9 protein-coding genes are annotated in these 13,360 nt (G+C 31.0%); 1 reads left to right on the forward strand and 8 read right to left on the reverse strand.

Going from position 1 to position 13,360, the window contains the following annotated elements; translation table 11 throughout:
* Nucleotides 1-3: 3 nt before the first annotated feature.
* The 5 genes from AC3WSO_RS01115 to AC3WSO_RS01135 form a co-directional block, all read right to left on the reverse strand.
* Nucleotides 4-558: a hypothetical protein gene (locus tag AC3WSO_RS01115; protein WP_492528030.1), complete on the reverse strand. Its 555-nt coding sequence runs from the start codon at nt 556-558 to the stop codon at nt 4-6.
* Between the two features lie 147 nt (nt 559-705).
* Nucleotides 706-1,473: a peptidoglycan recognition protein family protein gene (locus tag AC3WSO_RS01120; protein ID WP_492528064.1), complete on the reverse strand. Its 768-nt coding sequence runs from the start codon at nt 1,471-1,473 to the stop codon at nt 706-708.
* An 810-nt stretch (nt 1,474-2,283) separates the two neighbouring features.
* A complete protein-coding gene (locus AC3WSO_RS01125) occupies nt 2,284-2,475 on the reverse strand; it encodes a hypothetical protein (protein ID WP_492528032.1) in 192 nt (63 codons plus the stop codon).
* Between the two features lie 213 nt (nt 2,476-2,688).
* Nucleotides 2,689-4,167, reverse strand: coding sequence for a phospholipase D-like domain-containing protein (locus AC3WSO_RS01130; protein WP_492528034.1), 1,479 nt, complete (start codon nt 4,165-4,167; stop codon nt 2,689-2,691).
* Complete coding sequence (locus AC3WSO_RS01135) at nt 4,168-7,740, reverse strand: AAA domain-containing protein (RefSeq protein ID WP_492528036.1); 3,573 nt, start codon at nt 7,738-7,740, stop codon at nt 4,168-4,170.
* Between the two features lie 681 nt (nt 7,741-8,421).
* Between AC3WSO_RS01135 and AC3WSO_RS01140 the strand changes: the two genes are divergently transcribed.
* A complete protein-coding gene (locus tag AC3WSO_RS01140) occupies nt 8,422-9,483 on the forward strand; it encodes a hypothetical protein (protein ID WP_492528038.1) in 1,062 nt (353 codons plus the stop codon).
* A 263-nt stretch (nt 9,484-9,746) separates the two neighbouring features.
* Here AC3WSO_RS01140 and AC3WSO_RS01145 read toward each other — a convergent pair whose 3' ends face one another.
* The 3 genes from AC3WSO_RS01145 to AC3WSO_RS01155 all read right to left on the reverse strand — a co-directional run bounded on the left by AC3WSO_RS01145 (nt 9,747) and on the right by AC3WSO_RS01155 (nt 13,139).
* Nucleotides 9,747-11,174 (reverse strand): hypothetical protein, encoded by a 1,428-nt coding sequence (locus AC3WSO_RS01145; protein ID WP_492528040.1) that lies wholly within the window; start codon nt 11,172-11,174, stop codon nt 9,747-9,749.
* Between the two features lie 126 nt (nt 11,175-11,300).
* The gene (locus tag AC3WSO_RS01150; protein WP_323654358.1) at nt 11,301-11,741 is read right to left on the reverse strand and encodes a hypothetical protein; all 441 of its coding nucleotides are present in this window, start codon (nt 11,739-11,741) and stop codon (nt 11,301-11,303) included.
* 480 nt (nt 11,742-12,221) lie between these two features.
* Nucleotides 12,222-13,139 carry an HNH endonuclease gene (locus AC3WSO_RS01155; protein WP_492528042.1) on the reverse strand — a complete coding sequence of 306 codons (918 nt, stop codon included), beginning with the start codon at nt 13,137-13,139 and terminating at the stop codon, nt 12,222-12,224.
* Nucleotides 13,140-13,360 lie beyond the last annotated feature (221 nt).

The following is a 13,360-nucleotide window of genomic DNA, read 5'->3' on the forward strand; positions in this document are numbered from 1 at the left end:
AAATTATATGTATACTAAAAGCCCTGTTTTATCAGGGCTTTCGGCTCTTGGTTTCCAAGTTCTATCTTCGTCAGAAATTCTATCATCATCAGAAGTTATATCTTCAGCTATTGGTATACCTATTCGTACATTCTTATTAAAAAAACTATTTTTTAGCCTTACAATTGGATGTGAAGATAAAAAGCTTTTTGTCTCTTTACAGAAAGCTGTTATAGAAAGTACTAAATTACGAATAGTTTGTTCAGACTCTTCTGTCTCTAAGAGATATCCCTGATAATCTAAAAAATCTAGTATGTCATCAGTATTCGGTATTTCAAAATCCATTGAATCAACATAGGATTTTCCATCGTTAATATACCATTCCTTTATAAAGGAATACTCTGGACTAGTAGCCTCTATAGCATCCAGTACTTGCCAGATGTTAGAAAACTCTCCATCTAACTTAAATTGCTCAATCAGATTGAATACTATTCTTCCTAAAATTTCATCAAAAATTTTATCAGCTTCTGTAATAACAGGTGTTTTAAAACCCATGAACTCTTTATAAGAAGTGTTCATAGCTGCCACCTCCTCCATTTCATTATAAGTATATACCAAGTACTACCAATGTTTCAACATCTAAACGTCCGTTCGTGAATTCCGGTTTTTGAGTTAGCAACTGTAGTTATTAACACTTTTCTTTAAATTTATGCTCTATTATCAAAATTAGAATAAAAATTTTTGTAAATAACCTATTCCTGATTCGTTTCTATTATTCGGCCACTTATTTGTTACGTGGGCTAACTTAGCTGCTTCAATTTTATTTGCTCCTGCTTGTGCTGCAGCCATTCCGATAAATGTTACTGTTTTAACACGCCATTTAGATCCGTCTTGCTCGATATACGCAACCCAACCAAATCGATGTTTTAATACATCTAATACATTTTCAGCTGCTTGTTGTGTACCGTATGTTCCAGTAAGTACACGGTATTTATTGTTGTCGATAGCTGACTTTTGTTGCCGTGCATTGCCACTTGCATTTTTAACTTTAGTGATAAATTTTGACCCGAAAATTTTACCTTCTCGCATATTTCGAGGGCAACCTTTACCGCTAAAGTGATTGTGCTGAACAACATTTTGAATAGGGATGTTTTCATATTTCATAACTTTAGCGACTAACTCTGTAGCGTTCTGCATGGCTTTTTCATAGTTTCCATCACTATTAACACAAACCTCTATTTGAATCCCCTCATTATTACCTGTGTTACTTCCTGCGGCCCAACATTTCCAAGCATGTTCAAACGATTGCACTGCCTCTTTATCATCAACTGTGTAATGCCAAGAAGCTGAACGGCTATTTCCATTGTATTGTAAACGTGCATGCGCGTCTGCATCGGCCCCTATACGTGTATTATCTGTTTCATGAACAACGATAAATTTTCTTGTGTTAGCTTTACCATAAGTAACCTTGTTTGCTTGTTCATCACTACTAATTTTTTACGAATTGTAATCATTTCGTTTCACCTACCTTTGGTTTCTCGTAACTTAATGCTTGTGTACTATCTGAAACACCTATTGCGTATACGTACTTTCTAATTAATTCTCATCTTTTACACCATCCTCAGCATTTTTTGTATACCTGTTTAATCGCACCTCGCGATTATTAATTCGTTGTGCATATTCCTTTGAAGTCTCGTCAACTTCGTTTAAATGTTGGCTTAATCTGTCGTTAAACTAAGTAGCCTTTTATTTAGATTGTTTGTATTGCGCCAAATGAATATTAGACCTCCAATAAGCGCACAATCCAACCAATTATTGATTGTTTCCACCAATGTTCTCACCTACTTTTCCAAAATAAAAAACCTTCCACTATGTGAAAGGTAATTTTTCTAGTATAAAAACAACCGCACAACAGAAAAAAGAAATCGCTCTCCATGGAAAACGACTTCAAACCTGCTCAAATGACCTATCGTATTAATCCTAATCCCCGTTTTATACATGGTAAGAATGGCAGCTACATCTCCCAAACCTATAAAGGTATTTTTATCAATGAGTGATACAAGTATAGCAATATCATTTGGCTTAGCACTCTTTTTAACCTTCTTATCTACCTTCACATTGATTGATTGCCAAAAGTTCAAGCTCACCCAATCATTGGTGAAACACTTGCTTAAGAACGGTTTCAGAACCTTTAGGCGTGTTGCTTTGTTTGATTCACTACCTGCATAATATCAAGCCATGAGTATATAGTGTCTACTGTGATTTCTTCCAAATAGATTACCTTTTTATTCTTTGAGAGGTTCATCAGCACGTATCATAATCCTTGATGGTACGTGGCCTATAGACACTAACCTCCATTTGGCTTATAATAATTCCCACCGCTTCTGAAAAGAGCTTGTAACGAGCAGCCGTTGACTGCTCCCCTTTAATCGAAGCGGTAAACTCTTTAGTTGTCAGTGTGAAGTCTACATCAAATAATCCCGACTTTTTGGTCATAAAAATAATCCTCCATTCAATTGAATTGGAAGATAATTTCGATACTATATTCACGTAATTTCTTAGAGTAATAAAAAATGGATTCTGCATCAGTGACCGAAGCCCCGACAGAATCCCTAGTTTCTCACAAATCCTATTGTAACAATGGTTTGTGACTGATTTAATAATAATATTTTGATCTTAAAATTGATTTTTTACCTACCTAATAATTTATTATAAGTATTTTTCAATTTGTATGTCCATTCTTGCATTAATACTAATTATTACTTGATTAATTGTCTCTTTGTTTTCAGTATAGACTCCCGATTCTTGGCGGAACCCCCAATTTGGATTTCCTCTAAAAGAAAGCCAATTAAAACTTGTAATCACTACATATTCCCCATCAACTAATAAAACTTTTTCGTGAGTATTGCCTAACTTTTTAAAAATTAGTTTTTTTCCATATCTTTGTTTTTTCATATTATCAATTTTCTCAACTGCTCTCGGATCACTATCATCTTTTTCAGCTATTCCGTAGCCAATAATCACGTTTACACCGCGCTTTAAGGAATTAATTATTTCATTTTGAAGTTCCGTATCAAATCCACTAAACCTAATCCAAGGCGATAAAATAACAACCATTTTCTTAGACTTTTTTAGAGCATTTATCAGTATAGACCTATGTTCATAAGTCTCAATAAATCTTGTGCTATTTTCTTTATTGTACTGTATTTCATCTAGCTGCTTTTTAAGAGCTTTAATTTCTTGAGTCTTTGAATATATCTCTTCTTCCGGCAAATCATCTGGATTCGTCAAAAGGATTTCATTTTCTGAAATTAATCTGGTTACTGTAGCTTCTTTAAGTTTAGTATTTTTACTCTCCGCACTGTTTAATTCGGCCTGCTTAATTACTTCTTCAGGTATTAATTGTGTTAACGCTTTACTAAATTCAGATTCATCTATTATATCTTTTTTATCTAGAGGTATCTGATTTATTCCAGCCTCTTGCATTTTCAACAATATATTTTCGTATTCTACTTCTCTATCAAAACCATCAAATACTTTGACGTCTAAATTATTGTTTTTATTTAAGAAAATCAACAAGTTACGTTTTTTATACATAGTGTAAGATTTCTCTATTTTATTAATGGAAATCAAATCTCCATTAAACGTCTCATCAAGAAACTCTGATTTATGATTTTTTATTAACCTAGAAATATCATTAAAAGCAATTTCATTCAACGACGGAATCTCTTTATCTGGTAAGAGCACGTGAAAATCTTTTGACTTCACTTCTTTGGCTGTAAAAGAAGCTTTATGAGGTAACGCTTCTCCAGTGAATCCATCTATTAAAAAATGAAAACTCACTTGTTCTGGCACAATTAACTTTGAGTTTCTTAAAACGTCTTTTCCTTTATCTGTTATCTTAGGTTTATCATTCAAAATTGTTACTAAACTATCTTTAAATAATAGTGCAATCGAATCTGTTATAAGTTTATTATCAATACCTAAAATATTAGACATTTCATTAATGTCATTAATATTTATATCTAATAATTTGAGTATGAATTCTTCTACTAAACCTATATCTTTCTTTTTCAGAAGTGTAATATCAAGATGAACTTTATATACAGGGAAAGCAGCATAAACAGATTTCACCAATTTCCCGTCAGGAACAGAATCTTTATATTTTTCCACTAATTTTTCAATCACTTATAGAACCTCCTCTAAAGTACAAATATTTTCATTTAGATTAATATATTCGTATACTTTCAAAAAAGGATTTTCTAAATTATCAAAAGTCACAGACTCCTTTGTTACCGAGATATGATCGCCAACAATAACTAATAACTCTTTGGCTCTTGATAATGCCACATTTAAACGTCTTGCATCACTTAAAAATCCAATTTTACCTTTATCATTACTTCTTACAATACTATAAAAAATTATATCAGTCTCTCTACCTTGGAAAGCATCTACTGTATTTATTTCTACATTCAGGTACTTAAATTTGTCTTTGTATTTAGTTTCAAATTCTTTCCTAATTAAAGATTTTTGAGCTTGATATCCAGCAATTACACCAACATCTTTAAATAACTTCTTAGAAGCACATTCTGCTTCCATATCTAGAAGTTGATTAAAAATCACATTAACTTCAAATTCATTTTGATAGGTTTGATGTGAATGATTTTTAATAACCTGCTCATACTTTTTCGTACTATTAGATGTTGTTAACCATACAACACCCTTCCCATTCCATCTTTCAATACCGTGATTTCTTTGTTCTACAGTTGTTTTAGATTCTAGCATTCCCTCATAAAACACTTTGCTCACTAAATTCCCTATAGCAGGATGCATTCTATATTGTTGCTCTAACCTACCTACACAATTACTATTTATATTTAACATTAATTCTTCAAATAAGCTTTTTTCTAAATCTTTTAATTTAATATTGGCTTGTTTCAAGTCTAAACTTTGTATGTTTTTATCTAGTATAGGTGGTAACTGCTTATGATCGCCCACCAAAACAATTTTTTTCCCTAGAGTTATTGGTACTAATAATTCTGGAGCTGTCGCTCTCCCTGCCTCATCTATAATAACCCAATCAAAAACTACATCACTACTATAAGAAAGACTAGAAATCCCCAAACAAGTTGCACCGATAATATTAGTTTTCTTTATTAAGACGTCTAATAATTTATCGTCCGTTCCAATACGCGTAAACCATTCATTTTGAATGCTTTCAATTTTAGATATAAACTCAAGCTCTTTTTGTCTGCCTTTCATTGTAGAGTTGATTTCTTCTTTTAATCTATAAAATTGCTCTACATCCTCTAAATCTAAATATGAATAAGCATCCTTTAGCTGTCCTTTTATCTCATCTGATTTGTACATAGTTTCAATCAGAGAATTTTCAATTTCTATTTTATCCGCAGTTAAGTTTTTAACTTTATCCAAGTTAATTAAAAATTGAGTTCCAAAATTAATAAACTTCTCTCTAAACATTCTACTTATATTATCCAAATCAATATCTTCGTTTTTTTTTGTTTCTTTATTTAAGAGATGAGTTACTTTTTCTAATTCATCATTTAATTTATTCAACTCTTCATATTTTTGAATAATTATATCAAGTCTATTTTGAGAATTTAGAATATCTAAATCAATGATTTCTAAATTTTGTTTCAAACGTTCTATTTCTAACAGTTTCTCATATTTTTCAATTAGAGTTTCATCCATATTGATTTGATTTTTTAAACTCTCTAAGAATTCTAAACTATTCTCCCTTATATTACCGATTAATTCTGATAGTTGTTCTTCGATCATATATTTTTCAGCGCCTAAAGAGAGCTTATCTTTTCTGCCTATACGTAAAAGTGATAATTTCGGAAGCATCTCTTTAATTTTATTTAAAGCGTGATCCACTGCTACATTAGACTGAGAAGAAATTAAAATTTTACTTTCTGGGTTCTCTTTATAAATTTGATTTACAAGTTCACTTATAAAAGTTGTTTTTCCGGTACCAGGAGGCCCCTGTAAAATAAACATATCTTTAGCTAACATCGCTTTTTCAACAGCTTGTTCTTTCGAATCATCCATTTCACTTTCATACTCCAAATCAATATATAAATTTGAATATGATGCTTGTTCGGGATTCAATAAAATATCTGCTATTCTCGGGTTACTCAATTCTCGATACTGAATAGACTTTAATGCTTTCTTTTGTCTGTTAAGAGAAGTTTCTATCATTCGTCTGTCAATGGAGATTTCCCCAGACTTAGCAAAATCATCAGGACTTGCATCTTTACTCAATTGAATTATAAGTTTATTATTATCTGAATCAATGCAATATCCTGCCAATTTGCTTTTGTTTATATTAAATGCTGAAGTCATACATAATAATTGTTCTTCATCGAAAAATTTTTCTGAAACTTCATTTTTTAATTCCAAAATGATTTTTTCACCTGAAGAATCTACTTCAAAATGACGGTACTGAAGTGTTAGTTTATTTTCTTCTATATCTTCTTCTAATATACGAAGAACTGTTTCCCATCGTTGAATGCTATTCTTTTCATTTATCTCTTGATCAGCTTTCAATTTTTTAGTTCGATATGCAAGTTCAAAATTTGAAATTAAACTATGAATATTATCGAAATCATTATCTTTATTTAAACTAAGGCAAACTTCAAATTCCCCATCAAGAGTTATTGCCCACTCTTTATTACTATTATGTTGAGATTTATTAGGGAAATGTATTCCTATAATGGTAAATGTACTGTCAGTTCTTTTATCTACTACACATTTATACTCATATTGTTTACCATATATTTTATAAGTATTTTGATCGCTCCTTAAATTATTATCATTATCCATATAGATCAATGATTTATTTAAATCGTTAGCAATTATTTTATTTGCTTCACTTCGACTTTCATCTTCTAAATATCCAAATTGGCACAATCTTTTAAGAACGGAATCTGCAAACCCTATACCATATAACTTCCGATCTTTTTTGTTGAATTCTTGAAATTTATTTCTCAACTCACTAACTGTACTAATTCTTTTTTCTACTTCTTCATCAATCATAAGTAAGACTAATTCTTTGTATTTTTCATCTAACTCACATTTTTTCACATAACCAATTATATCTTCTTCGAATTCAAATTCTTTTTCTAATAAAATTTCAGCAATCACTATACCTAATGAATAGATATCACTTCTAAAATCTAAATTTCTTAAAAGTCTTTGTTCCGGTGATGCGTATTTTGGTGTTAAATAATTTTTCATAGTGAAACTTTGATACATACTATCTTTTAGTTTACTAATTCCAAAATCAATTATTTTAATTTGGTTAGATTCATTTATTAATATATTTGAAGGCTTAATATCTCTATGAATTACACCTTTAGAATGTGCATAATCCATACCTTCTAAAATATCTAAAATTATTTTTACCTTTTGCTTTTCATTAAATAACCCTTTATAAACTACATTATTTAAAGATTCTCCTTGAAAATATTCTAAAACTATGTAATTTAGTCCATTCTCCTTATCTATTCCTTTTTCTAAAAGATTCACTATATGCGTATTATGAAGTTTTTCTAAATTTTCTAGCTCTCTGTTAAACAAAGCTTTATAGAGTTCAGCAGATTCTCCATCTGTCCATTCAAAAGTTTTTATAACTACGGTTTCTTGATTTCGATCGAAATCTATACATAAATAAACATTACACATATTTCCGCCATTTAATTTCTTTAGGATTTTATACCTATCTTTAATAAACTTCATTTTGAACCTCCCAAAAAACATTTAACCTAATTATATACCACAGATAAAAAGAAATAAAAGGAAATAAAAACTTCTTTATACCTATTTTAATTATACGAATATACGACTAGATAAAGGCTCTTAATCAAATTAACTTTGCTTTTCGGTAATGTAATTAATATCAAAAAAATTAGTTCGATAATAAGCGTATCTAGGGATAAGTACAAGAATTTGAATCCTATTAATTTTGATGTAAGATATATAAAATATACGGTATTCATGGGCACGGTTCTAATTAAAAGGGGATGGTGATTGATTGTAAAATTAATAATATTTGTAATATATGTATTAACGATGAATATCGTAGGATTCTATATTTATAGAAATAGCAAAGGCTGTTTAGTTACCCTAATGAAAGCATGGATGATTTTTACTACAATCGGTGTCATTGTTTTTGTTATTTTAATTGTAGTTTAAGGATATGGTGATTTATGTGATTGAAGGTGTAACGTCACCAGCGTCACTTCTAAGAGTAGCCTAATCGATTGCATAAAAAAAATAAAATGAAGGTTGTTTTATTCCCCCTCTTAAACCCTTTACTTATATGAGAGCGAGAAATCGTCGATAACAAGGTTCTTGGATAACCTAATCAACGACATCCACTAGTCTCACATCTCAATTAACTTTTAGGAGGAAATAATAATGGCTTCATGTTCTCAATCTGATTTAACTGCTGTGACAATCCCAAATGTTTTACCATCTTTAAACTTATACGGTAAAGCAAGTAATAAACAACGTTTTTTCTTGTCTGATAATCCAGAAACTATTAATAGCTCTGTTCCATTTACTAATGGTTATGCAACTCTTTGGGCAGATGCTGCATCTGGATTACCGAGCGTAACTTATCGAATGTTTGTTTGGCATCTCAATAACACAGGTGCGACTATCAAGTTCGGTGTTACCATTGGTAATGGTTCAAGTGGCAGTACTTATAAAGTCTCTGGTGTTAAAGACTGTATCGAAACTATTACCGGATTTGTAGCTCATGGGAAATGTGCCGCAAAAGCTTTACTCGGAAATACATTAACGCCTAGTTCTCCGGTTGATAGTTCCATTGCAGCGGGGAAAGTTGGATTAGTGAAAGAATGGAAAGTACCAAATGGTTATTTGGTGGGTGGAATTATTGAGTTTACTTTATCGTCTAGTTCTCCAATGTCTTATAAAGTCAGAACAGTAGCTGCTAAAAATACTACTGCCGATCTTCGTAGTAATCAAAATGCAGTTGTTTCACCAATTGGGACTCATCCGCGTGGTTCTTGGAACTTTTCCGATATCGACGGCTTTGGTACTTCTGATGGCGCTGCTGCTCTATATACTGTCGGAGACGGCAATAAAAGTTTCTCCATAAATAATGGAGGTAATGATAACCTAATGACTAAAGAAACTAGCTATTCGCCTGGCGATGCTGTAGCAACTAATAAGGGGCATTATGGTGTTATTTACAAGGCGAATATCACTTTCAATAATCCAACTCAAGCCGATAAAACATTAAAGGTATATTTGACAGGTCGTGGAGGTCCATACGGCGGTGCTGTACGTTGGAACAACGGTACAACTCACGGTGTTCCTACACTGCCTTCCAATACCCAAGGTGTTCGGATTGCTACATTTACTGTACCTAAAGGAACTAGTGTTACACATTCAGTCTATACTTCTACAGCTGGCTCGCTTAACACCCCAGCGGCGATACTGATTACAGAGTAATTAAATATAGTAAAGAATTTCTCGTAAAATAAAGGAACCCTGTAGCTTATCGTAAATTCTCCGATGACCTACAGGGTTCTCTACATATCATAATATAATATTCAATCTGAAACATCTTGGAACGTTAAACCAGGGGAAAACGGTATAACTGCTTAATTGGGTATCACCAATTATTTGAGCTTTATCTATAAGGTATCCCTTACTCATATAAGGAGTTACATCAAGGTACCACTCGGTTGAACTAAACCGCTTCTTCTATTATGTTAAGCCAATCCTATATACCAAGTAAATAAATTGTTAAACTTTGAATCACTCTCTAATTCTGGAAACCTATCTATTGAAATGGTATAAGTTTGTAAGTAGGAAGGAATAGCTTTCTCGATTATTTCATTTATCGGTAAATCTGTTAAATAATAATAAAATGGCACTCTTAATAGCATATAGTCATTCTCATTTTTAAACAACTTCCCTCCTTCCTCTTCTGATAATCTAAATTTAAATGAAGGTAAATCTTGAGATGCATAAGCTTCAATTTTAATACCATTATAATTATCTGTATTACCGTCTAACCCTATTTCAATAATTTTCTTTATACAGTTTATCAAGAAATCCCCTCTCATATCATTAACATACGAATAAAGAAAATCTTTATCATATAAAACTTTTAGCATATTTGAAATATTCCTAGCTTGACGCTCTTTTCTTTCTAAAATTGACTTAAAATCTCTAAAATCCTTTTTAATACTTAGTATTTCATTTTCATTCACTGTTTTAGTTAACTTATCCTTTAGTTCTCCTATCTTTTCACTTAAAAACGGTATCATTTCAAATTCTATTAAATATACAGGCAATTTGCCTTCTCTTAAAATATCATTTGCTTTATCTACCAATAAGAAAAGCTCTGTATCACTTGTTATTAATTCCTTTTCGTTTTTAATTCTGATAATTAACTCTTCCGCTTTCCCTTCAACATTTTGCACTGACATTAATGCATAATTATCAGACCGAAATTCAACTTCTTCAAATATCCTTTTTTGTTGATCCTTTATTTCATTTAAAATTTCGTTTTGATTTACGCTATCTTTAACTAATTGGTTTACTTTTTCATTAGTATCACTTAATAATTGAGCTGTAAACATTTTATAAATCTCTTCAGTAAGTTTGATTTCAACAATAAATTCACTTTTTGTATATGTATATATGTTACTTTTAATTTTATTTATGTATATTTCTGAAGGAATATCATAAGATAAGGCTATTTCTATTAACTCCTTTTCAACATCTTCTTTATTAGAAATAGTTCCGTTAGGGTTAATCATTCTAGATAAGTCATGAAATACTATTTCTAAATCTAATGTTGAATCTAGTGATTTTTCAATACTATCTAATTTTTTATCAATCTCTTTATTAAATACTTTTAAACGATTTATAAGCCACTCTTCTTGTGTTGCTTCTATTTCAGTTATTGTAATAACTTCTATACTTACTCTCTTTAAAGCCTTAAAAAAAGCCCTATTGATTCCTTTTTCTAAATCATTATTTAAATACCTTTTTTCTTCTTCATTTTTATTTAGAAATTTATTCAATGCATTATCACAAACTTTCCCAAGTGGATCCTCTATAACCTTCCTTTCAATGAAAGAACCTATTGCTGCTTCTACCATTCCTGTCACTACAGTTAACCCTATCATCTCATCTAATTCCTCCTACACTTTTAACTAAGATAAATATTTTCCACTTACCACTCAATTGTAATGTGCTACAAAAAAATTTCTAATAATAACCATATATGGATCTATATTAATTAAGAGATTTATTTAATAAGATGTATATTCTTTACCAGAATTTAATTGGGCATCTAAAATTTTATAATTATGGACCTTGTTTTTATATTCTTTATCAATATCACCCTTATAAATAAATTCTCCATAAGGGCTTAGTTGTCCTGAAATAATCGGTACAAATTCTCTCAAAATCTTTTTACCATTTTCATCATACATCTCAACATAGAAGGAACCAAAAATATTTCGGTTTCCCTTATTCGTAACTACAAGTTCCCATTTATCTTCATTTTCCATAATAATAGGTTTATCAAACTTAATATTCTTCAATGCAAGTTCCTTTGCTTCTTCCATTTCTAATTTTTCTATTTTCTTTTCATACTTGTACGATTGGTATTCAGTAAAAAGTAAATTACCTACGAAAACGGCTATTATACCTAATACCGTTATACCAATGTACATCCCCATTTTCTTCATTTACTTATTTCTCCTTTTGTACTATTTATACCTAATTAATTATAGTTTATTATCTATACATTTTCGATAAAAAATATTATTCTAACAAAATGCACATCACGTTATTACGAAGTGCATTAGGTACTACTGTTTTATGATGCGACTGTTCTCTCTACAATCACTAATAAGTTTGAGCAGATATTTAAGTTTTTTTCTTTAGGTGCAAGTAAATAAAAGTCTTTGTTATTAACAGTAAAAATACCATGCTGATCCAAGTTCTTAATTCTGTTTCCTTCCCCCCTTCGTCTTAGCAATGAAGAGCCTATATAAAGAAAAAAGAGCTTAGAATCCTTTTAAGTAAAGGATTCTAAGCTCTTTTTACTATTCCCTCTCAATTGTTGCTGTTGGCTTAGATGTAATATCGTACAGTACGCTCACCAACCAGTCTAATAACATACGGAGAGAGAAGCATATAAATCTTGCTTCTCTTTGTCAATTTCTCTATATAAACACGTTTTTCTTATGCCACTTAAAATACTTCTTATTTTCTTCATAACGATTCACCCGCATTTTAGGATGAATACCATACTTTACATAATCCAATTCATCAATTCGTTCAGAGATATGTATCTTGCCTGTACCATCAAATGCAATATAGCCTTTGTCATATAATGCATCGTGATTACAACATAGCAACAAACCATTAAAAGCATCTAATCTTTCTTCATTTGTGCTATCCTTCCACGGCTTTGAATGACTTGCTCTAAGCATTGCAGGTAAATCAATACCACATAATGCACATTGATGATTCCATAATGGAGCTAACGCCTCTTTATATTTCTGCTGACCTTTACGAATTTTCACTTTTGCTTCCGCGTCTGTCTCAACTAATATTGGTACAAGTTTATTGCTGTCTCTACTTACAACAGAGCCAATTGCAAACTCTAATTGCTCCTGATTTTCTTCATAGATATTCAAATCACTAATCAATTCTAATAACTTAATTGCGAGCGTTTCATTACATGGGTATAAATAACCTTGATTGCCATTTCCATCTTGCTGGAAAGGAGAATATTTTAAGGGTAGAAGCGGTAAAATCGCATCAAAATTTGCTTTTATATTTAGCGGTATGTCTAACTCATGATATTCTAAATCTACTAAATAACCTGCATTTTCCCATTGTAAATAACTTTGCATCTCACCAGGTTTTGAAGCTTCATAATAATTAGACTGTGCGATACTAACAGCAACTAACTCTCCACGTACATAATGAAATACACAATCCCCTTTTAATACTTCTTTCATTCGATTCCATGAGTGCGGTACTTTACCTGATTTATCCTTTTGCGGTGACCAAATAATACCCGCTTCTTTTTCTTCTAAATAGGTATGCCCTTGCATTACAATATAATAATTCATTTAATTAACCCTCTATCTTGATCTTTCCTATATTTGCGTGTATATAAAGTAAACTTCCCCTTAATTATAACATCATCCTTATTCAACTACCCTGCGCAGTTAGTGGAATATCAATTTATATTTTATCTCTATTGTCTTCCAGTTATTTCTATTAAACGATTGTTTTGTTTTTCAATAGATTTTAACCTTTTTTCAATTAAGCTTGAAGAAAAAAACACAAT

It is taken from the genome of Lysinibacillus sp. EB106-09-02-XG168, from assembly GCF_058791475.1.